This is a genomic window from Cohnella nanjingensis (assembly GCF_014212125.1).
Taxonomy (GTDB): Bacteria; Bacillota; Bacilli; order Paenibacillales; family Paenibacillaceae; genus Cohnella; species Cohnella nanjingensis.
Window position 1 is genome coordinate 1 of record NZ_JACJVP010000038.1, and the last position, 24,316, is coordinate 24,316.

Annotated in this window: 19 protein-coding genes; 13 read left to right on the plus strand and 6 right to left on the minus strand. The window is 59.9% G+C overall.

The annotated features are described in order from the left end of the window. Window positions 1-350 precede the first annotated feature (350 nt). The 4 genes from H7C19_RS22025 (at window position 351) to H7C19_RS22040 (ending at window position 4,678) form a co-directional block, all read left to right on the plus strand. Entirely contained in the window at window positions 351-1,043 is a 693-nt protein-coding gene (locus H7C19_RS22025) for a TerC family protein (protein WP_185671231.1), read from the plus strand. Between the two features lie 32 nt (window positions 1,044-1,075). Then, complete coding sequence (locus H7C19_RS22030) at window positions 1,076-1,699, plus strand: GTP pyrophosphokinase (RefSeq protein ID WP_185671273.1); 624 nt, start codon at window positions 1,076-1,078, stop codon at window positions 1,697-1,699. A gap of 21 nt (window positions 1,700-1,720) precedes the next feature. Further along, window positions 1,721-2,137 (plus strand): MerR family transcriptional regulator, encoded by a 417-nt coding sequence (locus H7C19_RS22035; protein ID WP_185671232.1) that lies wholly within the window; start codon window positions 1,721-1,723, stop codon window positions 2,135-2,137. A 117-nt stretch (window positions 2,138-2,254) separates the two neighbouring features. Next, window positions 2,255-4,678, plus strand: a complete 2,424-nt coding sequence (locus tag H7C19_RS22040) for a glycoside hydrolase family 95 protein (protein ID WP_246469662.1) — start codon at window positions 2,255-2,257, stop codon at window positions 4,676-4,678. Between the two features lie 83 nt (window positions 4,679-4,761). On the opposite strand, the gene add is transcribed toward H7C19_RS22040, so the two are convergent. Together add and H7C19_RS22050 are read right to left on the minus strand one after the other, a co-directional pair. Beyond that, window positions 4,762-5,793, minus strand: a complete 1,032-nt coding sequence (gene add, locus H7C19_RS22045) for an adenosine deaminase (RefSeq protein ID WP_185671234.1) — start codon at window positions 5,791-5,793, stop codon at window positions 4,762-4,764. A 46-nt stretch (window positions 5,794-5,839) separates the two neighbouring features. Next, window positions 5,840-6,244 (minus strand): DnaJ family domain-containing protein, encoded by a 405-nt coding sequence (locus tag H7C19_RS22050; RefSeq protein WP_185671235.1) that lies wholly within the window; start codon window positions 6,242-6,244, stop codon window positions 5,840-5,842. A 307-nt stretch (window positions 6,245-6,551) separates the two neighbouring features. Here H7C19_RS22050 and H7C19_RS22055 point away from each other — a divergent pair, with 307 nt between their 5' ends. The 6 genes from H7C19_RS22055 (at window position 6,552) to H7C19_RS22080 (ending at window position 13,699) form a co-directional block, all read left to right on the plus strand. After that, on the plus strand, window positions 6,552-7,484 hold the full coding sequence (locus H7C19_RS22055; protein ID WP_185671236.1) for a nucleoside hydrolase: 933 nt from the start codon (window positions 6,552-6,554) through the stop codon (window positions 7,482-7,484). A gap of 94 nt (window positions 7,485-7,578) precedes the next feature. After that, window positions 7,579-8,691, plus strand: a complete 1,113-nt coding sequence (locus H7C19_RS22060) for a BMP family lipoprotein (protein ID WP_246469663.1) — start codon at window positions 7,579-7,581, stop codon at window positions 8,689-8,691. A gap of 258 nt (window positions 8,692-8,949) precedes the next feature. After that, entirely contained in the window at window positions 8,950-10,497 is a 1,548-nt protein-coding gene (locus H7C19_RS22065; RefSeq protein WP_185671237.1) for an ABC transporter ATP-binding protein, read from the plus strand. Then, window positions 10,494-11,597, plus strand: coding sequence for an ABC transporter permease (locus H7C19_RS22070; protein WP_246469664.1), 1,104 nt, complete (start codon window positions 10,494-10,496; stop codon window positions 11,595-11,597). The genes H7C19_RS22065 and H7C19_RS22070 overlap by 4 nt, the downstream gene beginning before the upstream one ends. Next, on the plus strand, window positions 11,581-12,534 hold the full coding sequence (locus H7C19_RS22075) for an ABC transporter permease (protein WP_185671238.1): 954 nt from the start codon (window positions 11,581-11,583) through the stop codon (window positions 12,532-12,534). The genes H7C19_RS22070 and H7C19_RS22075 overlap by 17 nt, the downstream gene beginning before the upstream one ends. Before the next feature lie 229 nt (window positions 12,535-12,763). After that, complete coding sequence (locus tag H7C19_RS22080; protein WP_185671239.1) at window positions 12,764-13,699, plus strand: RluA family pseudouridine synthase; 936 nt, start codon at window positions 12,764-12,766, stop codon at window positions 13,697-13,699. A 232-nt stretch (window positions 13,700-13,931) separates the two neighbouring features. Here the strand turns inward: H7C19_RS22080 and H7C19_RS22085 are convergent, their stop codons facing one another. Together H7C19_RS22085 and lplA are read right to left on the minus strand one after the other, a co-directional pair. Continuing rightward, window positions 13,932-14,759, minus strand: coding sequence for an aldo/keto reductase (locus H7C19_RS22085; RefSeq protein ID WP_185671240.1), 828 nt, complete (start codon window positions 14,757-14,759; stop codon window positions 13,932-13,934). A 22-nt stretch (window positions 14,760-14,781) separates the two neighbouring features. Further along, window positions 14,782-15,771, minus strand: a complete 990-nt coding sequence (lplA, locus tag H7C19_RS22090) for a lipoate--protein ligase (RefSeq protein ID WP_185671241.1) — start codon at window positions 15,769-15,771, stop codon at window positions 14,782-14,784. Between the two features lie 291 nt (window positions 15,772-16,062). On the opposite strand from lplA, the gene H7C19_RS22095 reads away from it, so the two are divergent. From H7C19_RS22095 to H7C19_RS22105, 3 genes are all read left to right on the plus strand, one after another. Beyond that, a complete protein-coding gene (locus H7C19_RS22095) occupies window positions 16,063-17,796 on the plus strand; it encodes an ABC transporter ATP-binding protein (protein ID WP_185671242.1) in 1,734 nt (577 codons plus the stop codon). Next, window positions 17,793-19,724: an ABC transporter ATP-binding protein gene (locus tag H7C19_RS22100; RefSeq protein WP_185671243.1), complete on the plus strand. Its 1,932-nt coding sequence runs from the start codon at window positions 17,793-17,795 to the stop codon at window positions 19,722-19,724. Before H7C19_RS22095 ends, H7C19_RS22100 begins: the two co-directional genes overlap by 4 nt. Before the next feature lie 600 nt (window positions 19,725-20,324). Next, window positions 20,325-20,960 (plus strand): bifunctional 4-hydroxy-2-oxoglutarate aldolase/2-dehydro-3-deoxy-phosphogluconate aldolase, encoded by a 636-nt coding sequence (locus H7C19_RS22105; RefSeq protein WP_185671244.1) that lies wholly within the window; start codon window positions 20,325-20,327, stop codon window positions 20,958-20,960. A gap of 222 nt (window positions 20,961-21,182) precedes the next feature. Here H7C19_RS22105 and H7C19_RS22110 read toward each other — a convergent pair whose 3' ends face one another. Both H7C19_RS22110 and H7C19_RS22115 read right to left on the minus strand, forming a co-directional pair. Further along, the gene (locus tag H7C19_RS22110) at window positions 21,183-22,142 is read right to left on the minus strand and encodes a phosphotransferase enzyme family protein (protein ID WP_221469397.1); all 960 of its coding nucleotides are present in this window, start codon (window positions 22,140-22,142) and stop codon (window positions 21,183-21,185) included. Window positions 22,143-22,329: 187 nt separating this feature from the next. Continuing rightward, window positions 22,330-24,090, minus strand: coding sequence for an ABC transporter ATP-binding protein (locus H7C19_RS22115; protein WP_185671246.1), 1,761 nt, complete (start codon window positions 24,088-24,090; stop codon window positions 22,330-22,332). Between the last annotated feature and the right edge of the window lie 226 nt (window positions 24,091-24,316).

Sequence of the window (24,316 nt, forward strand, 5' to 3'; positions counted from 1 at the left end):
TAACGTGTTCCGCATCGCCATGCGCAGCCCCGAGATAACCGCCTTGAGCGGTTAACGTGGCTCGCCTCTCCATACGCAGCCCCGAGATAATCGCTTTGAGCGGATAACGTGGCCTGCTTCGCCATACGCAGCCCGAGATAACCGCCTTGAGCGGATAACGTGGCCCGCTTCGCCGTTTGCGGCCCGGTGTATCGCTCAGCGGCGAAAGGTGCGCCCGCTTGGGAAGACGGCGAGCCCGTTTTTACTTGTATAGGCCGAATCGGGTACAATGGACTTTAGGCAATCTTGGCAACGGAGACACACATCCCGGACGCCCCGAAGCGGGACATGCCCGGCGGAAGGAGTCGCATATGGACGGCGAATGGGTCTTAACCCTGCTCGACATCATCTTGATCAATATCATTCTTAGCGGGGACAACGCGGTCGTCATCGCATTGGCCAGCCGCAACCTCGCTCCCGATCATCAGAAAAAAGCGATCTTCTGGGGCACGTTCGGCGCCGTGGCGCTGCGCGTCGTGCTGACGTTCGTCGCAGTGCGGCTGCTGGAAATTCCGCTCGTGCAGGCGGCAGGCGGGCTGCTTCTGCTGTACATCGCCTGGAAGCTGCTGCACGACGATCACGCGGGGGAGAACATTCGGGGCGGCACGACGCTCGCCGGCGCGATCCGGACGATCGTCGTCGCGGACGTCGTCATGAGCCTCGACAACGTCGTGGCGGTAGCCGGCGCGGCACGGGGCAACCTGGCGATGATCATCGTCGGCTTGGCCATTAGCGTCCCGCTGATCATCTGGTGCAGCCGGTTCCTGACGAAGCTGATGACGCGATTCCCGATCCTCGTCTGGATCGGCGCGGGATTGCTCGGCTATTCGGCAGGGGAGATGCTGGTCGGAGACCCCTATGCGGGCGAACTGCTGGAAGGGATGCTATCGGACTTTACCGAAGCGCTGCCGTTCTTAATGGGCGTCTTTTTCGTCGCCTACGGCGCGGCGGCCGCTTACCACGAGAGACGCAGCACGCGCCGCAAACACAAATATTCGCGCTAATCGCGTTATAGAAGGAGCGCATTACATTGAGCATGCCTGACGATATGCGGGAATGGGGCAAGATGCTGCTCACCTACAAGTTCGCGCTGGACGAGGTGAGCACGAAGCTGAACATTCTGAACGAAGAACTTCATTTTATCCAAAATTACAATCCGATCGAGCATATGAAGACGCGCATCAAGTCTCCCGAGAGCATCCGGGACAAGCTGCTGCGCAAAGGGATGGACGTGACGATCGAGAACGCCAAAGCGCACATCCGGGACATCGCGGGCATCCGCGTCATCTGTTCGTTCTCGACCGACATTTACCGAATGCTGGAGATGATCAGCAAGCAGCACGACGTGGACGTGCTCGAAGTGAAGGATTATGTCGCTTCCCCGAAGCCGAACGGCTATCAGAGTCTTCATCTCAACATCCGGATTCCCGTCTTCCTGACCGATCATCTCGAACACGTGCCCGTGGAGATCCAGATCCGGACGATCGCCATGGACTTCTGGGCGAGCCTGGAGCACAAGATCTACTACAAGTTCAACGAGCAGGTGCCGGGAGAGATCGGCAGTCAGCTGAAGGAAGCCGCGGATCTGATCGCTTCGCTGGACGAGCGGATGTTCTCGCTGAACGAGCAAGTCCAGAAATACCGGACGGACGAAGTCTAAAGAGCGGGGAGGGCCGCGAACATGAAAGAACGATTTTCGGTGGACGAGGTTTGCGAACGGTTCGGCGTAACCGCGCGAACCCTCCATTACTATGAAGAGATCGGCCTGCTCACGGACGTGCCGCGAACCTACGGCGGACACCGCTACTACGAAGGCCGCTCGCTCGCGCAGCTCGAGCAGATCATCCGTCTGAAGGAGCTGCTGGGCATCTCCCTGCAGGAGATTCGCATCCTGGTCGAGATGGAAGATAAGATGGAAGCGCTGCGGGAGGCGTACCGCCGCGGACAAGCGCCGGAGGAGAAGACGCCGTTCCTCGACGAGGCGGCCCCGATCCTCGCGGAGCAGATCGAGCGGATGACGGCTCGCATCGCGAAGCTCGAAGAGCTGAAGGAAGGGTTCGAACGCCGCCTGGCCCGCGTGAACGAACTGCGGGGCTGAGGGCGCCCCGCCGTTGAAATCTCATATCCCCATCGTAATATCCCATATGGCATCCGCACTTGCATCCCGATAAAATGAAAGCGTATGCGTCATCGGGACAAGAGAGCAACCGAAGAAATGGGGATCGACGATATGGAAAGCAACGCGTCCGCGAGAAGATTGTGGTACCGGCAGCCGGCGACCGATTGGGAGAAAGAGTCGCTGCCGCTGGGGAACGGGCGGTTGGGCGCGATGGTGTTCGGCGGCGTCCGCGAAGACCGAATCCTATTAAACGAAGATTCGCTATGGTCCGGAGAGCCGCGCACGCTACAGGGAGATCCCGCCGCGTTCGCGGCGTCGCTGTCCGAAGCGAGGCGGCTGGCGTTCGAGGGCCGCTTTCGGCAAGCCCAGGACGTGGTCGAGCGCGATCTGCTCGGCCCGTGGAACGAATCCTACATGCCGCTGGGCGCGCTCACGCTGACTTGGCCGGCGGAAGGAGAGGCGGAGGAATACGTCCGCGAGCTCGACCTCGAGACCGCGGTCGCGCGCGTCTCCTACCGCCAAGCCGGCGTGCGGTACGCGCGGGAGGCGTTCGTCTCGGCGCCGGATCAGGCGCTGGTCGTCCGGCTGACCGCGGACCGTCCGGGGGCGCTTCACTTCAGCTTCGTCCTCGACAGCTTGCTGAGGCATGCGCCTGCGCCGGAGGGCGAAGACGAGCGCGTATGGGGGATGGACGGCCGCTGCCCGCTGCGCGTCAATCCGAACTACGTCCATGACGGCGAACCGGTCGTCTATGCGGAAGGCCGGGGCATGGCCTTCGCCGTCCGCGTATCGATGGAGACGAAGGGCGGCACCGTGTCCCGCGAGGGCGGCCGCTGCGTCGTTCGTTCGGCGGACGAGGCGGTGCTGAAGCTGACCGCGGCGACGAGCTTCGCCGGCTTCGACCGCGATCCGGCGGCGGCGGAGCTGCGCCCGGACCTGCGATGCGCGGAGGCGCTGGCGCGATTGGCCGGGGCGTCCTACGACGACTTGCTCGCCCGACACGCGGCCGACTACCGCGCCCTGTTCGGCCGCGTCGAACTGCGGCTCGGGAACGACGGCGCGCAGTCGGCCGCCGCGGCGCTGCCCACGGACGAGCGGCTGCGCTCGGTGCAGGGGGGCGCGGAGGATCCGGCGCTGACGGCGCTGTACTTCGACTATGGCCGCTATCTGCTCATCGCCAGCTCCCGGCCGGGTTCGCAGCCGGCGAATCTGCAGGGGATCTGGAGCCCGCTGCTGAGACCGGCCTGGAGCAGCAACTGGACGGTCAACATTAACGCCGAAATGAATTATTGGCTGGCGGAGTCCTGCAACCTGAGCGAATGCCACGAGCCGATGTTCGATATGATCGACGACCTCCGCGTGACGGGCAGCCGGGTCGCCGAGCGCCATTACGGCGCGCGCGGATGGGCGGTCAACCATAACGTGGACGTCTGGCGCAACGCGAACGCCGTCGGCGGCAACGCCCAATGGGCCTACTGGCCGATGGCCTCGGCTTGGCTCTGCTGGCATCTCTGGAACCGCTACGAATACACGCTGGACGAACGCTTCCTGCGGGAGCGGGCCTATCCGGCGATGAAGGAAGCGGCGCTGTTCTACCTGGACTGGCTGGTCAGGGGGCCCGACGGCACTTGGGTGACCTGTCCGTCGACCTCGCCGGAGAACGACTTCCTCACGCCGGAAGGCGAGGCCGCGAGCGTCAGCTATGCTTCCACGATGGATATGACCCTGATCCGCGAGCTGTTCGGACACCTGATCGAGGCGTCCGTCCGGCTCGACGCGGACGAAGCGTTCCGCGCCGAGCTGGCATCGCGGCTGCAGGAGCTGCCGCCTTACCGCACGGGACGCCACGGCCAGCTGCAGGAGTGGGTGCTGGACTTCGAAGAAGCGGATCCGGGTCACCGGCACGTCTCCCATCTCTATGGCCTCTATCCGGGCGACCAATTCGCCGCGGAACGCGACGAGGCTTGGGTGGAAGCCTGCCGGTCCTCGCTGCTTCGCCGGCTGGCGAACGGCGGCGGGCACACGGGCTGGAGCTGCGCTTGGATCATCAACCTGTTCGCGCGCCTCGAGGACGGCGAAGCGGCGCATGACTACGTAACGACGCTGCTGCGCAAGTCGACCTACGACAATCTCTGGGACGCGCATCCGCCGTTCCAGATCGACGGCAACTTCGGCGGCGCGGCGGGGATCGCGGAGATGCTGCTGCAGAGCCATGCGGGAGAGCTGCGGCTCTTGCCCGCGCTCCCGAAGGCATGGGCCGAAGGAGAGGCGTCCGGTCTGCGGGCGCGCGGCGATTGGCTGGTGACGATGGCTTGGCGGGAAGGCCGGTTGACCGAAGCCGATCTGACGGCGGGCGCGCGAGGCGGAGAAGGACGCGTGCGCGTCGCGCATCCTGAAGCCTACGGCATCTCCAGCGAAGGGCTGCCGGTGGCGTTCGCGCGGAGCGCGGACGGACGAATCGTCTGGCAGGCGGAACCTGGGAAGCGGTATACGTTAAGCAGGACGGCAAGCCGGTCTTAGCGCATCGAAAAAGGGCTGCGGCGCCAATGAGGCGGCCGCAGCCCTTTGCGGGTTGAAGCGCGAATCGGGGAAGAGGCCGGCGATCAAAGCGCGATGCCCATCTCCGCGAGCTGCGCTTCGAAGCGGGCGTACAGCCGGGCGCGCGCCGGCTCCTCGACGAACGCGGCGTCGAGCGCATTGCGCATCATGCCGGCCAGCTCGGCGGCGGTGAAGCCGAACCGCTCGGCCAGCTCGCGGCATTCGCGGGTCATGTCGGTCCCGGATACGGTCGGATTGTCGGTGTTCACCGTCACGGCGAGCCCGCGGTCGTAATAATCGCGCAGCGGGAAGTCCGACCAGGAGGACACCGCCTTCGTCTGGATGTTGCTCGTCGGGCACAGCTCGAGCGGGATGCGGCGTTCGCGTATCCATTCGAGCAGCTCGGCATCCTCGCGGAGCCGCACGCCATGGCCGATGCGCGCCGCGCCCAAGCCCTCCACCGCTTCGCGGATGTTGAACGGTCCCGCGGCTTCTCCCGCGTGGATCGTGATGGGAATGCCGGCCTCGCGCGCCAGCGCGAAGACGTCCCGGAACCGCTCGGCGGGGAACGCCCCTTCGTCGCCCGCCAGATCGACGGCGACGAGTCCGCGGCCGTAGTGGCGCACCGCCGCTTCGACGACCGGATGGTTCAGCGCTTCGGAGTGATGCCGCATGCAGATGGCGATGACGCGCGCGACGACCCCGGTGCGCCGCTCGCCTTCGCGAAGACCGGCGATGACGGCGCGGATGGCGTCGTCCGGCGTCAGTCCGCGCTGCGTGTGCAGCTGAGGGGCGAATCGCACCTCCACGTACAGGCAATTGTGCGCGGATGCCTGCTCCACGGCTTCGCGCGCGACCCGCTCCAGCGCTTCGCCCGTCTGGAGGAGCGGGAGAACGAAGGCGAATTTGTCCAAGTAATCGGGGAGGCTGCCGCAGGTGTCGTCTACCCGCATGAGCGGGAGGAGCGACGCCGCGTCCCGAACCGGCGAAGGGATGCCTTGGTCCGAGGCGAGCGCAAGCCAAGTGTCCGGCTTCACCGAGCCGTCGAGATGCAGATGCAAATCCACCTTGGGCAATCTTCGCAGCCAATCTTCCATGGCGTTTCCTCCTTTAATGTAGTTTCATCGACTTCTCTCGTTGTTTCTACCGCGGCCGCCGCTTCGCGCCGGGATCCGATTCCGTCAGCTGCGTCTCGACCTGCGCGCGATATTCTTCGGCGGCGCCGATGCGGCCCCAGCCCCGCTCTTCCATCAGCAGACGGTAACGCAGACGCTTGGCGGTCAACGCCGCCCGCATCCGGCCGCGGTCCTGTTCGTCGCTGCAGCAACGGATCAAGTCCTCCAACGTGACCATTTCCTTGCGCAGCTCCATCTCGGGCGGCAGCGCGCCCGCGTTCTTCAACAGCTTGTAGCCGAGACGGAGCTCTTCCGGCACCGCGTCCAATTCGTCCGGGGGCAGCGGCTTGCCTTTCCCCGGCAGCTGCTCGAACGCGCCCTGCCGCTCGGCTTCCCGTATTCGCTGTTCGGCGATCGAGGCGGCGAAATCCATGGCGAAGTCGACTCCTTTCGGTCTTTTATCGATTGTAGCACGATTATCGCGCCATGCAAGGCGCGAGACGCGCGAATATTCTAATAAATGTTATGAAAAATAACATCAAATACAAATGTATGCGATTACGTTTTTTTGGCACCGGGAACGATTAGACAAAGTATTGATTTATTTTCGATTTTGATACACAATATGGACAGATTAACTCGTTTCAAGTTCTACGTGGATGTAAGATTGATGTGATCTGAGAGTGATATATCGCGTCTTGGAGACAAGCATGCAAGCGGACCACTAGGGAGGGCCATTCTTGAACGTCTATTTCAATCACGACGGCGGAGGCGACGACTTCGTTGCCCTGCTCCTGCTTCTGCGTATGCCGGACGTGCGTCTGACCGGCGTCTCCGTCATTCCGGCAGACGGTTATCTGGAACCTTCCGTGCAAGCCAGCTGCAAGATTATCGACCGGTTCGGCGCCGGGGACGAGATCGAAGTGGCAAGATCCGATTCGAGGGGGAAGAATCCGTTCCCCGCAGCCTGGCGCATCATGTCCTTCTACGTGGACGCGCTGCCGATCCTGAACGAGGCGGAGCGGATCGACAATCCGATCGTCCCGCTGCCCGCCCATCGTCATCTCATTCAGAAGGTGCTGGAGACGGAAGGGAAGACGACGCTCGTCTTCACCGGCCCGTTGACCGATCTCGCCCGCGCGCTGGACGAGTCTCCGGAGATCGAAGCGCGGATCGAACGGCTGGTCTGGATGGGCGGCACTTTCCTGCCGAAGGGCAACGTTGAGGAGCCTGAGCACGACGGCACCGCCGAGTGGAACGCCTATTGGGATCCCGAGGCGACGGCGCGGGTATGGGCGAGCGGCATTCCGATCGATCTCGTCGCGCTGGAGAGCACGAACCGCGTGCCTCTGACGCTGGATGTCCGGGATGCGTGGGCGAAGCTTCGGCGCCACGAGGCGATCGACTTCATCGGCCAATGCTATGCGCTCGTGCCGCCGCTCGTATTCTTTGAGACGAACTCGACATATTATTTATGGGACGTGCTGACAGCCGCCTATGTCGGCAAGCCCGACCTCGTGAAGACGAAGACGGTGCGCAGCATCGTCCGCACGGACGGCTTCGCGCAAGGGCGGACGCAGGAGGATCCGGAGGGGCGTCCGGTCAATTTGGTATACGACGTGGACCGCGATGGGTTCTTCGGTTATATGACCGAGCTCCTGAAGCAGGCGTGAGGATTGGTTATGACGGAGCGCTGCCGCGGCGCGGCGCGTCTCCGTTTGACAATTAGATGTTCGACCAAACGAACACATGGGGAGAGATCGTAACATGTACAAGAAAAGTATGAAGCCCGTCAGCCTAATGGTGATCGTCATCATGGCTGCGATCCTGGTCTTGTCCGCTTGCGGCAAAAAAGCGAACAACGAAGGCGCGAGCTCCCCTTCGGCGAGCGCATCGCCTAGCGAATCGGCGGCGCCAAGCGAGCCGGCATCCCCGAGCGCGAGCGAACCGGCCAGTCCATCCGCCGGCGGCACCAAGAAAGTCGGCATGGTTACCGACCTCGGCGGCGTCCACGACAAGTCCTTTAACCAACAAGCTTGGGAAGCGCTCCAGAAGCTGGAGAAGGACGACGGCGCATCCGTCAAGTACCAAGAGAGCAAGAAGGACAGCGACTACATTCCGTTCCTGAGCAACTTCGTTAAGGACGGCTACGATCTGACTTGGGGCATCGGCTTCCTGTTCCAAGAAGCGGCTACGACGGTAGCCAAGCAGAACCCGAACGCGAAGTTCGCGCTGATCGACACGAGCGTCGACCTGCCGAACGTCGAATCCGTCCTGTTCAAAGAGAACGAAGGCTCCTTCCTGGTCGGAGTCGTCGCGGGCCTCACGACCAAGTCGAACAAGATCGGCTTCGTCGGCGGTATGAAGCTGCCGGTTATCCAAAAGTTCGAAGCGGGCTTTAAAGCCGGCGTCGCGGCGGTGAATCCGGACGCGAAGGTGACCGTCAACTATGTAGGCGACTTCAACAAGCCGGACCTCGGCAAACTCGCGGCCGCCACGATGTACGACGCGGGCAACGACATTATTTTCATCGCGGCGGGCGGCAGCGGCAACGGCGTCTTCACCGAAGCCAAGCAGCGCTTCAAAGCGGGCAAAAAAGTATGGGTCATCGGCGTCGACAAAGACCAATCGCTGGAATTCGGCAACGATGTCACGCTGACGTCCATGATGAAAAAAGTAGACGAAGCTGTCTACAAAGTGTCCAAGGAAGTACTGAACGGCCAATTCCAAGGCGGCAAGACCGTCGAGCTCGGACTTGCGGAAGGCGGCGTAGGCTTGCCTAAGGATAATCCGAACGTCTCTGCCGAGATTCTGAAGAAAGTCGACGAATACTCGCAGAAGATCGTGAGCGGCGACATCAAGGTTCCTACCGCGCCGTAAATCGTCGCAAAGATGGTCGCCAAGGGCAAGGCCGATCGGCCTTGCCCTTTCTTTTCCGGAACTTTTCTCCGATAAAAACGCGACTTCCCTCTTCCAAGTAAAAACGGAATCGCCATCTTCTCAGAAGAGGGCGATACGTTTTTATCGGAGGCGTATCAGCTAAGTAGAGGTGAAACTCTTACTTACTTTCTGATACGTTCAAAAGACGGCGAAGCCGTTTTTACTTGAGAGCCTTTATTCGAACAGGAGCTGAATGGAATGGAACAATCGGTACCCGTGGTCGAGTTGAAGGGAATCACCAAGCGGTTCCCCGGCATCGTCGCGAACGATGACATCAGCCTTGAATTGCGCAAGGGAGAGATTCACGCGCTGCTCGGCGAGAACGGGGCGGGCAAGTCGACGCTCATGAGCATCTTGTTCGGATTGTATCAGCCGGACGAAGGCGAGATTCGCGTGAACGGGAAGCAGGTGAAGATCGATGGCGCCGGCAAGGCGATCGAGCTGGGCATCGGCATGGTGCACCAGCATTTCAAGCTGGTGCAGCCGTTCACGGTGGCGGAGAATATCGTCCTCGGCGTAGAGCCGGTACGGGGCTTGTCGATTCATCTGAAGCAGGCGAACGAGCGGGTGCGGGAACTGAGCGCGAGATACGGACTTAAGGTCGATCCGCTCGTCAAAGTAGAGGATATCACCGTCGGGATGCAGCAGCGCGTCGAGATTCTGAAGACGCTCTACCGCGGCGCGGAGATTCTGATCTTCGACGAGCCGACGGCCGTGCTGACCGTTCAGGAGATTCAGGAGCTGATGCAGATTCTGCGGCAGCTCGCCGGCGAAGGCAAGTCGATCATCCTCATCACGCACAAGCTGAAGGAGATCATGGAAGTCTCGGACCGGGTGACGATCATCCGACGGGGCAAAGTCGTGGGCTCGGTCCGGACGGCGGAGACGAACGAGAGTCAATTGGCGGAGATGATGGTCGGTCGCCGGGTCTCCTTCCAATTGGAGAAGGAGAAGCGCGAACCCGGGCCGGTGGTGCTCGAAGTCGAAGGCTTGACCGTCGCGGGAGGCGAGCGCGGCACGCACGCGGTGGACGAAGTCTCCCTCACGATCCGAGCGGGAGAGATACTGGGTCTTGCCGGGGTCGACGGCAACGGACAGCATGAACTCGTGGAGGCGCTTACGGGATTGCGTCCCGCGCTGAGCGGGAAGATCGCGTTGAACGGAACCGATATTACCCGGCTGCCGACCAGAGCGCGAATCGAAGCCGGCATCTCCAGCATTCCGGAGGACCGGCAGAAGCACGGGCTCGTCCTCGACTTTACGCTGAGCGAGAATATGATCTTGGGGACCTCCGAGCGGAACCGGTTTTTCCCCGGCGGGTTCCTGAACGAGAAAGAGATCGATACGTATGCCAAGAAGCTGGTCGAGGAGTTCGACGTCCGGTCGGCGGGCGTTCAGAGCCGAGCCCGGTCGCTGTCGGGCGGCAACCAGCAGAAGGCGATCATCGCGCGCGAGCTGGAGCGCCATCCGCAGCTGCTCGTGGCGGTTCAGCCGACGCGCGGCCTCGACATCGGCGCCATCGAGTTCGTCCATGAACGGCTGATGCAGGCCCGGTCCGAAGGGAAGGCGATCCTGCTCATCTCCTATGAACTGGACGAGCTGTACAAGCTCAGCGATCGGATTCAGGTCATCTCGGGCGGACGGATCATGGGCGAAGTCAATCCGGAGCTGGACGAAGACGACGACAAGATCGGATTGATGATGGCCGGCCAAGCATCGAAAGACCAAGGAGGCGGAGCAGCTTGAGCAAGTGGATCTCATCTCTGAATCAACCGACCGCGCTCGTACCCGCGGTCGCCATCCTGCTGGGACTGATCTGCGGCGGGATCGTCATGCTGCTGGGCGGCTTCGATCCGATCGCCGCCTATGGCGCGCTGATCCGCAAGGTGTTCGGAACCTCTTACGACATCGGGGAGACGATGCTGACGATCACGCCGATTCTGTTCACGGGTCTCGCGGTCGGCTTCGCCTTCCGCGCGGGCGTCTTCAATATCGGCGCGGACGGACAATACATCATCGGCATGACCGCGGCCACCTTCGTCGGGATCAAGATTCATCTGCCGGCGTTCCTGCACGCGCCGCTCGCCGTGCTGGTCGGCATGCTGTGCGGCGGCCTGTGGGGCGCGCTGTGCGGTTATCTGAAGGCGTACCGGGGCGTGCACGAGGTCATCTCGGCCATCATGCTGAACTGGATCGCGCTCTATCTCTCTACCTTCCTGCTCATGAAGTTCCTCGTGGCGGAAGGCCAGCAGAAGACGCCGAACATCGACGAGACGGCTTCCCTGTCGATCGGATGGCTGTCCAAGGCGATGGGGGGCGCCCGCATGGACTGGGGAATCTGGATCGGCTTGATCTGCGTCGGGCTGTTCTACATTCTGCTCTGGCGGACGAAGCAGGGCTACGATCTCCGCGCGGTCGGCTTCAATGCCGACGCCGCGCGCGCGGCGGGCATCAACGTCAAGACGACCTTCATCAAGACGATGATGATCTCGGGCATGTTCGCCGGTCTCGGCGGCGTGTTCTCCGTCTTGGGCGTGTTCCATTATCAAGTCGCTTCGGGCGCTTCCGAAGGCTACGGCTTCGACGGGATCGCGGTGGCGCTGCTGGGCGGCAACCATCCGGTCGGCATCCTGTTCGGCGCGATTCTGTTCGGCGTACTCACCTACGGTTCGGCCGGCATGAACTTTGACGCCAACGTGCCGACGGAGATCGTGCGCATCGTGATCGGCAGCATCATCTTCTTCGTCGCCTCGCACGGCATCATCACGAAGCTGCTCAAGCCGCTGCTCAACCGGCGCGCGGCGAACAAACGGAAGGGGGCGAGCGCCGATGGCAATGCTGGCTGATCTGATCAACTCGACGCTCGTCTTCTCGGCGGCGCTCATCTTCGCCGCGCTGGGCGGCGTCTTCAGCGAGCGGTCGGGCGTGTTCAATATCGGGCTCGAGGGCATGATGACGGGCGGCGCGTTCGCCGCCGCGATCGGCACTTACTACATGCAGGACGCCGGTGGCGAGGGCGCTTCGCCGTGGATCGGCGTGCTCTGCGGCATCGCGGCCGGCACGCTGTTCGCGCTGCTGCATGCCTACGCGACCGTCAGCGTGAAGGCCGACCAGACGATCGTCGGGGTCGTCATCAACATCCTGGCGCTCGCGATTACGCTCTATCTCGTGAAGTTCATGTTCGAAGGCGCGGGAGATACGCCGCTGCTGGACGCGACCTTCGCGAAGGTCGCGATCCCCGGGCTCGCCGACATTCCGTTCATCGGCCAGGCACTCTTCAACAACTATCCGACGACTTATCTGGCTTACGTGCTCGTGCCGCTCAGCGCGTACCTGCTGTTCCGGACGCCGTTCGGCCTGCGTCTGCGCGCGGTCGGCGAGCATCCCGGCGCCGCCGACACGGTCGGCATCAACGTCACCAAATACCGCTACGTCGGCGTCCTGATCAGCGGCGCGCTGGCGGGTCTGGGCGGCGCGACGATCGTGCTGACCACGACGAGCAACTTCTCGCACAACACGATCTCCGGCCAAGGCTTCATCGCCATCGCGGCGCTCATCTTCGGCCGCTGGAACCCGTACGGCGTGTTCGGCGCCGCCTTTTTCTTCGGCTTGGCGCAGGCGCTTCGCAACTTCATCACGCAGTTCGATTTTGCCGCGCATATCCCGAACGAGTTCCTCTACATGCTGCCGTACGTGCTGACGCTGCTCGTGCTCGCCGGCGTGGTCGGTTCGGTTCGCGGTCCGTCCGCGGCCGGACAGCCTTACGATCCGTCCAAGCGATAGCCGCGGTCGTTCGACGTATGCTCGCGCGAGACGCGCTTCGGTCAACCGGAGCGCGTCTCGCTCTGTTTCCGGATTGACGCCCGGACCCAAAGGCGCCGGCATACGGACGAGCGGAAAACGCGCTTGCTCCTCGAACGTGGGCCGGCGCCGGGTAAGGGCGACTTGATCATTTGGCCCGGGCTTGGTACGCTGTTGTTATTTCGACCAGAGACGGAGCGTGGAAGGATTCATGATTACCCGCACGGTTACGCCATCGGAGAGCGGCAAGCGGCTGCACCGCTACTTGCGCAATCTCATGCCGAACTTGCCGTTAGGCCAGATCTACAAGATGATCGACCAAGGCAAAGTGAAGGTGAACGGCAAACGCAAAAAACAGGATTACGAGCTAGCGGCCGGCGACGAGCTGCTGCTGTATATCGAAGAGACGCAATACGGCGAGGCGTCGATCGGTCAGAAAAAAGCGAAATACGTCGGCGTCAACGCGAATATCGACGTCGTCTACGAGGACGATCAGCTGCTCGTCGCGATGAAGCCCGCGGGCATGCTGACGCATCCCGATCAGACGGATCAGAAGGATACGCTCATCAACCGGGTGCACGCCTATCTGTACAAGAAAGGCGAGCTGGACAGCCCGCTGTTCATGCCGGCGACGGCGAACCGGCTGGACCGCAATACGAGCGGACTGGTACTGATCGGCAAGACGGCCGGCATGCTGCATCAACTGAACCAATGGATTCAGAAGCACGAGCTGGAGAAGTATTACGTGACCGTCGTCGAGGGCCGGCTCGCGGGCGAGGGAGAGCTGACGGGCGCGCTCGTCCGCGACGAGAAGGCGAACCGCAGCCGCGTGGCTGGCGCCCGGGACGCGGCGGAGGAGACGAAGTCCGCAACCACGCGCTACCGCGCGTTGTCGGACGCGAACGGCTATTCGCTCATCGAGGTCGAGCTGGTGAGCGGGCGGACGCACCAGATCCGCACGCACTTCCAGAGCATCGGCCATCCGCTGCTCGGAGACGTGAAGTACGGCGGTAAGATCTTCGCCGGCATCAACCACCAGCTGCTGCACGCCTGGCGCATTGTCATGCCGGACGGCCGCGAATTCCGCGCGCCGCTGCCGCCGCTGCTGAAGCGGACCGTGGACAAGCTGGGGCTTACCGGCGTATAGACGGGGCGCCAAGTAAAAACAGCTTCGCCGTCTTTCTAGACGGTGACGCGTTTTTATCGTCGGGCATACGGGGATGGATAGACGCAAAACTTATACATTCTGTAGGACTTATAAAGGGGTTGCCGCATCGCAAGACGTATCTTGCGGGCGGCAACCCCTTTTGGCGATGCGAGAAAAGCGAAAGGCCCATCGAAGACGCTCGGTTGCGCGGCTTCCGAACCGATCGTTCCGATTAGAACAGGAACGTATCCGGATCCGCCCCGAAGCGGCGCTCCTCGTTCAGCGCTTCGATCCGGCCGACTTCCTCGTCCGTCAGGCTGAAGTCGAAGATGTCTGCATTCTCGGCGATCCGCTGGGGGTTCGAAGACTTCGGAATCGTCACGACGCCCTTCTGGAGATCCCAGCGGAGCACGATCTGCGCCGGGGACTTGCCGTACTTGTCCGCGAGCGAACGGAGAAGCGGCTGATCCAGGTTGCCCTGCATAAGCGGGCTCCAGGCTTCCAGCTGGATGCCGTGCTGCCGGCAGTAGGCCAGCGTATCCTGCTGGGTCAGCAGCGGGTGGAACTCCACCTGGTTCACCATAGGCGCGAGCGGGCTGTTCGCGGCAAGCTCTTGGAGGTGGCGGACTTTGAAGTTGGATACGCCGACGGCGCGGACTTGGCCGTCCGCGTACAATCGCTCCAGCGCCCGCCAAGTATCGACGAACTTGTCCGTGCCCGGCCAGTGGATGAGCAGCAGATCGACATAGTCGAGGCCGAGGCGGCGCTTGCTGTCTTCGAACGCCTTCAGCGCTTTGTCGTAGCCTTGATCCTCGTTCCAGATCTTCGTCGTGACGAACAGCTCATCCCGCGGGACGCCGCTCGCCTTCACGGCCTGGCCGACGCCTTCCTCGTTGCGGTAGATCATGGCGGTGTCGATGCTGCGGTAGCCCGCGTCGATGGCGGAGCGCACCGCGTTCACGACTTCCTCGTCGTTGTTCATTTTCCAGACGCCGAGTCCGAGCCAAGGCATCTTCACGCCGTTATGCAGCGTCGTCGCCGCTTGAAGGGAAGTGGTCATGATTCATCGCTCCTCTAAGATATTAGATGAACAGCTGCAGCCATTCCTCGCGTTCGACCGGCCCGAAGTAGAAGGCAAGGTCGACGTCCGCCACCGCCGCCGCGATGGACTCGCGGTCGTAACGAACCCCCTTCAGCCGATCGGTCACTTCCGAGACCTCGCCCCGGCCGAAGAAGTCCCCGAACACGGCCGCTTCCGCGATCTTGCCTTCCTGAACGTTCAGCCGGACGTCGAAGGTGCCCGCCGCGAGCCGCTTCGCCTGACGCAAGTTGAACGCGGGAGACAGCCCGTAGTTCCAGTCCCAGCTCCGGTACCGCTCGTCCGCCAGCTTGCGGACGGCCGTCCAATCGTCCTCGGTCAGTTTGTATTCGGGAACCGGCGACGCCCCGGCGAAGATCGACGCGAGCAGCCGCGCTTTGAACGCCTCGATCGTCATCGGTTCGCGCAAGAATTCCGCGATGTTGGCGACTCGGCTGCGCACCGACTTGGTAGCCTTCGATTCGAACTTCAGCGGGTTGACGTTCAGCGCCGAAGAGACGTTCTCCATGTGCGAGTCGAAGAGCAGCGTGCCATGGCTGAACATGCGGCCTTTGGTGGAGAACATGGCGTTGCCGGAGATCTTCCGCTCGCCGACTTGAATGTCGTTGCGGCCGGATAGCTCCGCCTCGACGCCGAGTTCGCGCAGCGCCGCCACGACCGGCTCGGTGAACTTGCGGAAGTCGTGGAACGACTGGCCGTCGTCCTTGGTGACGAAGCTGAAGTTCAAGTTGCCCAGGTCGTGGTAGACCGCGCCGCCGCCGGACAGCCGGCGTACGACTTGAATGCCTTGCTTCTCCACATACGCCGCGTTGACTTCCTCGGCGGTATTCTGATTTTTTCCGATGATGATGGATGGCCGGTTGATGTAGAACAGCAGGTAGGGCTGGTCGCCGGGCAGCTGCCGGAGCGTATACTCCTCGAGCGCCAGGTTCAGCGCGGGATCGTGATGGTTGCCGTTATCGATGAACTGCAAGACGCGTGCCTCCTTCATCCGACTCTGCGACCGGTCTCGGTCTTTTTTTATTTTATGACATTTGGGACTCGCCGACAAATTCGGCCCGGTTCACATTCAGTTCATAAAGGAATCGTACGATAAGAGGCGTTGCGCGTTCGCATGGAGACTTGAAAGTCCCGCATAAGGGAACTAACGCCATGTTCCTTGGGATTTCGGGGGTTTGGGAACGTCTGGCATTTTCTCCTTGACGCCGCTATATATACTGAGTATACTCACAATATTAGAAAAAGAAACGGAGATGGACATCGGATGCTTAAGCTATTCCGGCTGCTGAAGCCTTACCGCTGGCTGATCGCGTTCGTCATGGCGCTCATCCTGCTGCAGTCGCTCTCGGAGCTGTACTTGCCTACGCTGATGGCGGACATCGTCAACATCGGCATCGTCGAGCGCCAAGGAGACACCGACTACATCCTGAAGATCGGCGGTTTCATGCTGCTGGTCACGCTCGGGGGAACGGTCGTCTCCATTTTGGCCAGCTTGTATTCGTCGCGGATCGCGGCCGGCTTCGGCCGGATCGTACGGGCGAAGATATTCAACCAGGTGGAGAATTACTCGCTGCAGGAGTTCGATAAGGTCGGGACCGCCTCGCTCATCACCCGGACGACGAACGACATTAACCAGGTGCAGCAAGTGCTCGTCATGATGCTGCGGATGATGGTCATGGCGCCGATGATGTGCATCGGAGGCATCATCATGGCCGTGTCCAAGGACGCGAAGCTGTCGCTCGTGCTCGTGGTGGCGATTCCCGTGCTGGTTCTCACGATCGTGGCCATCGCCGGGAAGGGGATTCCGCTCTTCAAAGTGATCCAGAAAAAGCTGGACAAGCTGAACCTGGTGCTGCGCGAGAATCTGACCGGCATCCGCGTCATCCGCTCGTTCAACCGGATGGAGCACGAGAAGAAAAGGTTCGTCGAAGCCAACGGGGATCTGACGGACACCTCGATTCGCGTGAACCAGATCATGGCCGCCCTGTGGCCGCTCATGATGCTGATCATGAACTTCTCGTCGATCGCCATCATCTGGTTCGGCGGGCAGCGTATCGGCAGCGGCCATATGGCCGTGGGCGACTTGATGGCCTTCTTGCAATACGCCATGCAGATCATGTTCTCCATGCTTATGCTGTCCATGATGTTCGTGATGGTGCCGCGGGCATCCGCTTCGGCCGTTCGCATCAACGAGGTGCTGGACCTGCCTCCGACGCTGGTCGACGCGCCGAATGCGAGGTCGGGTATCGCGACCAGCGGAGAAGTCGAGTTCGAAGACGTCACCTTCAGCTATCCGGGCGCGGAACAGCCGGCGCTCTCGGGCATCACGTTCAAGGCGCGTCCGGGCGAAGTGACCGCGATCATCGGCGGCACCGGTTCGGGCAAGTCGACGCTGCTGAATCTGATCCCCCGGTTCTACGACGCGGCGAGCGGTTCGGTCCGCATCGACGGGGTCGACGTGCGGCAGCGCAAGCAAGCGGAGCTCCGCGCCCAGATCGGCCTCGTGCCGCAGCGGGCGGTGCTGTTCACCGGCACGATCGCGGACAACATCCGATTCGGCAAGGAAGATGCGACGGAGGAAGAGATCCGGCATGCAGCAGACGTCGCGCAGGCGACCGAGTTCATCTCGGGCATGGCGGAAGGCTTCGAATCGGCGATCGCCCAGGGCGGCACGAACGTGTCCGGCGGGCAGAAGCAGCGCCTGTCGATCGCCCGCGCGCTCGTGCGCCGGCCGGACATCTACCTGTTCGACGACAGCTTCTCGGCGCTCGACTTCAAGACCGACGCCAAGTTGCGCGCCGCGCTGAAGGGGGAGACGGAGTCGTCGACCGTCATTATCGTCGCCCAGCGGGTCAGCACCGTCATGGATGCCGACCAGATCATCGTGCTGGATGAGGGCAGAATCGTCGATGTCGGCACGCATCAAGAGCTGCTGCGCGCTTCCGGGGTCTATCGGGAGATCGTCTCGTCGCAGCTGTCGGAGGAGGAGATCGCATGAGCGGGCAAGCGAACGAAAACAACCGATCTGGCGCTGCCGGCAGAGGTCCCGGAGGCGGCGGACCCGGCGGACCAGGCGGACCCGGCCGCGGTCCCGGATTCGGGCCGCCCGGGATGATGGCGATGCCGGGGCAGAAAGCCAAAAACTTCAAAGGCTCGTTCCGGCGGCTGCTGGGCTACTTGAAGCCGTTCCGTTTCAAGCTGCTGCTGGTGTTCGCTACGGCGATCCTGAGCACCGTATTCTCCATCTTGAGCCCGAAGATCATGGGCCATGCGACGACGAAGCTGTTCGAAGGCATCATGGGCAAGATCAAGGGCGTGCCGGGCGCCGCGATCGACTATCACGGCATCTGGAACATCGTGGCGATACTCGCCGGACTCTACGTTCTGAGTTCGATCTTCGGTTACGTGCAGCAATACATGATGGCCGGCGTCGCGCAGAAGACGGTGTACCGGCTGCGCAACGACGTGAACGAGAAACTGTCGCGTATGCCGCTGAAGTTCTACGACTCCCGGACGCACGGCGAGATTCTGAGCCGCGTCGTCAACGACGTGGACAATATCAGCAATACGCTGCAGCAGAGCCTGACGCAGCTTATCACCTCGGTCGTCACGCTGATCGGCGTCATCATCATGATGTTGACGATCAGTCCGCTGCTCACGCTCATCCTCGTGCTGACGCTGCCGCTCAGCTTCCTCGTGATCAAGGCGATCGCGGGACGCTCGCAGACCTATTTCAAAGGACAGCAGAAGCATCTAGGCGAGCTTAACGGACACGTCGAGGAGATGTACACCGGTCACCAGATCGTCAAGGCGTTCGGACACGAGAAGAAGGCGCTCGCCAAGTTCGACGGCATCAACGACGAGCTGTACGACGCCGGCTGGCGGGCGCAGTTCGTGTCCGGCATCATCATGCCGCTCATGAGCCTTATCGGCAACATCGGCTATGTAGCGATCAGCGTCGTCGGCGGCGTGCTGGTCACGCGCGGCTCGATCAAGATCGGGGACATCCAGGCGTTCATTCAATACGCACGGCAGTTCACGATGCCGATCACGCAGACGGCGAACATCGCGAACATCATCCAGTCGACGATCGCGTCGGCGGAGCGGGTGTTCGAGCTGCTCGACGAGCAGGAGGAGGTTCCCGAAGCGAAGGAGGAGCTGGACGTGTCCCGCGCGCGAGGGAACGTCGCCTTCCGCAACGTCAGCTTCGGCTACAAGGCCGACGCTCCGCTCATTGAAGGCATGAACATCGACGTCCGCTCCGGCCAGACGGTGGCCATCGTCGGACCGACGGGGGCGGGCAAGACGACGCTCGTCAACCTGCTCATGCGGTTCTACGAGGTGAACGAGGGAGCCATCGCCGTGGATGACGTGGATATTACGCGGTTGAAACGGGGCAACCTGCGCAGTCTATTCGGCATGGTGCTGCAGGATACGTGGCTGTTCAACGGCACGATCCGGGACAACATCGCCTACGGACGCGTTGGCGCGACCGAGGACGAGATCGTGGAGGCGGCCCGAGCGGCGCATGCCGACCACTTCATCCGCACCTTGCCGGACGGGTACGATACGATTCTGAACGAAGAGGCTTCGAACCTGTCCCAAGGGCAGAAGCAGCTGCTCACGATCGCCCGCGCCATCCTGGCCGACCCGGCGATCCTCATCTTGGACGAGGCGACGAGCAGCGTCGATACGCGGACCGAGGTGCAGATCCAGAAGGCGATGAACGCGCTGATGGAAGGCCGTACGAGCTTCGTCATCGCGCACCGGCTGTCGACGATTCGCGAAGCGGATCTGATCCTCGTCATGAACAAGGGCAGCGTCATCGAGAAGGGCACGCACGAAGAGCTGCTGGCGCAAGGCGGCTTCTACGCCGACCTGTACAACAGCCAATTCTCCGATAGCGGCGCGCGGAGCGCCGTATAAGACCGCGGAAGATCATCAGTCCCGTCCGGACTCCTTCGGGAGCCGGGCGGGATTTTTATTTTTAGGGGAGGGTATTGGGGTGCGCGGCGATGGTGATGGAACTGCTGCTGATGGTGCTGAAGTGGAGGAAGCTCCGGACCTGTGGGATCGTCGAAAAATCGACTATCGGGGTTGTAGCAGGGGAGGAAGCGAGGGAGATAGTCGAATGAATCGACTAACGGGGGTGTAGGAAGAGAGGAAGCGAGGGAGATGATCGAAAATATCGACTATCGGGGTTGTAGAAGGAGAGGAAGCGAGGGTGATAGTCGAAAGAATCGACTAACGGGGTTGTAAGAAGAGAGGAAGCGAGGGAGATAGTCGAAAGAATCGACTATCGGCGCTATGGGAGGAGTGGAAGGTGCGAGCGAAAGGCGGTCGACGGTAAACGGGTTATCGATCTTGCTGTGCGGACGAAGACGGATGCTGCGGCGGGCGTGCGCAGTAGCACTCAAGCTTTTCAAGGCCGGGGCATGGTGGTACACTGGTGCTGCAGAGGAGATCCGCGATCGCGGCGGCATAGCGCGTCAAGCCGCAAGAGCTTGACCGACAGGAGGAATCGGGATGCGTACGGAAACGCTGAAAGCCTTATCGCAAGAAAAGATCGTAGCCATCATTCGGGGAATATCCGTCCAAAGCGCGGACGCCGTGGCGAAGGCGCTGTACGACGGCGGCATCGTGTTCATGGAGGTTACGCTAAATACGGACGGCGCGCTGGGCATGATCTCGCGCTTCCGTTCCGAATACGAGGGACGCATGCGCATCGGGGCGGGCACGGTACTCGATATCGGACAAGCCAAGGAAGCGGTCGCCGCAGGCGCACAATATTTGATCTCGCCGAATCTGGACGAAGAGGTCGTCTACTACGGCGTCGAGAACGGCGTCGATGTCTGGCCGGGCACGATGACGCCGACCGAGATCGTTCGCGCCTACAAGGCGGGCGCTTCAGCGGTCAAGGTATTCCCGCTAGGCTCGCTCGGACTGAACTATCTGAAGGAGATTCGCGCGCCGCTGGACCACATTCCGATGATCGCCACCGGCGGCGTCAACCTGCAGAACATCCGCGCCGCGATCGAGGCGGGCGCCGTGGCCGTCGGCTTGGGCAACAACCTGGTGAACAAACCTCTGATCGAAGCCGGGAACTTCGAAGGGTTGACGAAGCTGGCGAGGGACTTTGTGGCCGAGGTCAAAAAAGGGTAACTCGAAAGTATGCGGGGCATCCTTCGGGCTTCCAGGAAAAAGGACTGGACTGTTCTTTCGCAGCATTAAGCTGCGTCGGTGCAGTCCTCTTTGATTTGGCTCAGTATCTTTGAATGTTGATTTCTGACTAAAAGAAAAACCGCCTTTTCATTAGGCGGTTCGTTTGAACTTTCGTTACCCGGTTGCACAATGAACAAATAGTTGAGTAAAACAGCCAGTAAGCTAGAAATTCAAAATATCCATTTCAATCATTGATAAATTGTTTTCCATATTGTGTCTCGCTCGTTTCAAGAACTCCTGAGACCAGTAATCGAGGGATCCAAGGTTTCCATTTCTATATAGGGCAGAATAAAGAATAACTTGTCTCATATCTAGAAACAGCGGTAAGTCTTGCAACAATTTATAATCAATCCTGTTTTCCTTGTAGTAACCCTCAAAGAACGATGTAAGATACCTTCTGGCAAAAGACACTACATCTTCGTTCGGGTTTGGTACAGCAATTCCATAGAATAAGTTAACGGCAATATCCTGCATGAACCAACCGTATTGACACTCATCAAAGTCGAAAACAGTAATATTTCCATCTGGTTGGACTGCATAGTTACCAAAACAGAAATCACCATGAATGAGTCCAAATGATTCGCATTCACGTGGTAACTTGCGAACCCTCTGCATAAGTGATTCAAAATGAGTAATCACGAGTTCTTGAGAAGTGGGGACATTACTCATGAAATCTCTTAAAAGTGCATTGTCATCCCAGGTGAATCTTTCAATCTCCTGTGAGCTGGGAATGTAGTTTTTGGTTACTGCGTGCATTCTACCGATAACAGAACCCAGCTTTTCGAATTCTTCGTTTTGAGTAATGGCATCTGTCCAAGGAGATCCAAGTGCTTTGTCAAATGCCACGACAATAAATCCGTCTAACATCTCAATTCGTTCGCCGTTAACTGACTTAACAGGAGATGACACGGGAACATTTTTATCAGCAAGATATTGAATCCATTCCAACTCTCCTTGGATTAACTCTCGACACCTATGAGACGAATGAGTTATTCGAATTATATAATTTGAATTTCCGAAAGTATAATTTTGATTGTTCCCCAGTAATCTTAGCTCGTTTGGCTTGAAGCTATATCGTTGCGCGGCTTCAGCTACAATCTGGGCAGTAAATAAGGCTTTCATAGATGGATTCATATTGCACCTCAATTTATTTTCTCGAAATCACTTTCAGTGATTAGATGCTAACTCCCCTGTCTGATCCGGCAGGCTGTTCACGTTGTACATTCGTTCCCCGCTAGCGTTTAGTACGTTGTGCCTTCTGGTTGCATAAATAGCCGACCAATCGCACGCTTTACCCGATTAGCTTCCATCAAATCGCAAATTCCACGATTTCTTGCTTCCTCCAGAAGTCCGCGAACCGGCCGCCTGCGGCAATCAACTCGCGGGGGCTGCCGAATTCGCAAATCTCCCCGTCCTCGAGGAAAGCGACATAGTCCGCGTCTCGAATCGTGGACAGCCGATGCGCGATGATGATCTTGGTGGCGTCTCCGGCCCACTCCGAAAGGCTCGCCTGGAACATCGCCTCGGTCTCCACGTCCAGGGCGGAGGTGGGCTCGTCCAGAATCAAGATCGACGGCTTCCGCAAAATGGCGCGCGCGATGGCGATGCGCTGTTTTTGTCCTTGTGAGAGCTTGATGCCCCGTTCTCCGACTCGCGTCTCGAATTGTTCGGGCCATTTCTCGATAAAGCTAAGGGATTGCGAGAGTTTCGCAGCGAGATACAGCTCTTGCTTGTCAATGTCGCCCACGCCGACGGCCATATTATTGCCGATGGTATCGTCGAATAAGTAAACGTCTTGCGCGACGGCAGACAGATTTCTTCTTAAGGAATCAAGAGAATATTCCTCAATCGGGTGATCGTTGATCCGGAGGGCGCCTTTGCCCGGGTGGTAAAAGCGATAAAGCAATTTGACGATCGTACTCTTGCCTCCCCCGCTAGGGCCCACCAAAGCAAGCGTCTTGCCAGCCGGCACGGTAAAAGTTACGTTTCTCAATACCGGACGATTCTCTTCATAAGCAAAATGAACGCCATCGAATTGGATGCTCGCCGGCTTCGATTCGAGGGTCCGACCTTGGCTATCGTTTTCCGTGGACATCTCCATCAGGTCGAGCAATCTCTCCGCTCCCGACGAGACCCTTTGCAGAGAGCCGATGATGCCCACGATGCTGGCGAACGGTTCGGTGGTTCTGTCGAGTAAAGCGATAAAGGCGATCAAAGCGCCCGGCCCGATGCTGCCGTTGGCGATCAGAAAAGCCCCAACCCCCATGCCTATCAAGTAACCCAGTTTTTCCGGCAAGACGCGAACGAATTCTCGAAACGCTTCCATTTTCTCAATCGAAATCCAAAGCCGTATACCATCGTCGCTCACTTTGCCAAACTTTTGGAGGACGGGACGTTCAAGCTGGTTCATCTTGATCTCTCGAATGCCGGCCATCGCTTCGCCCATGTGATGAAAGACTTCTCCGCCATTCGCCTGTTGCCGGGCCACCAATTCCTTAAAAGCTTTTTTCGTTACGAGATTGCTAAAAAGCTGGAGCGGTCCGATACACAAAGAAACAATGCCGAGTACGGCATTGACCGACATCATATAAACGCCGATGGCGATAAAGGAAAAGGGCAAGGAGACCAGCTTGATCACGTCGAACACAATGAATTGCTTAAAGACTTCCAATTCGTTGAACAACAGGTGGTTGGCTTGAGAGCTGTGCTTGCTCTCGTGATAGCTCAAAGATAGCCGCAGAAGTTGTCGAAGCGCCATCTGCCTCATCTGAAATACGATTTTGGTATTGATGATCTGATTGCAGACGCTGGTAAAATAGGAAATGACAAGTCCCAGCAGAATGAACACGGCTAGGGCGAATATGAGTTCGGCGATTGTCGACGGAGATCTGGATGATCCCGTATCGATCAATCGCCGTCCGGTTTCCGCCAGCAGCAAAGAGACGCCGGTTCCGAGTAATTGCAGCAGGAGTACCATCCCATAGAAGTGCTTGTACTTCATGCATAGCTGTAAAAAGATTTTAAACCCTTCCCGCTTGATAAGCTGCTTGATCGTTCGGCCCTGATTCATAGGCTTCCGCTCCTCCAAACGATGAGATCACCTGCTGAGTCCGATCGCTTTGAACGCCAAAAAAAGCCATGGCAACATCGCCATGACCCTGGATACAACCGCTTTTGTGACGCGGCATTAAACGGTGGGGTACATCGGCGCAATGAAAATGCAAATAGAAAGAAGTATCGACTTTTCTACCGAACGAACAGCGACACTTTTCATCGCAACCACCCTTTCCGCACAT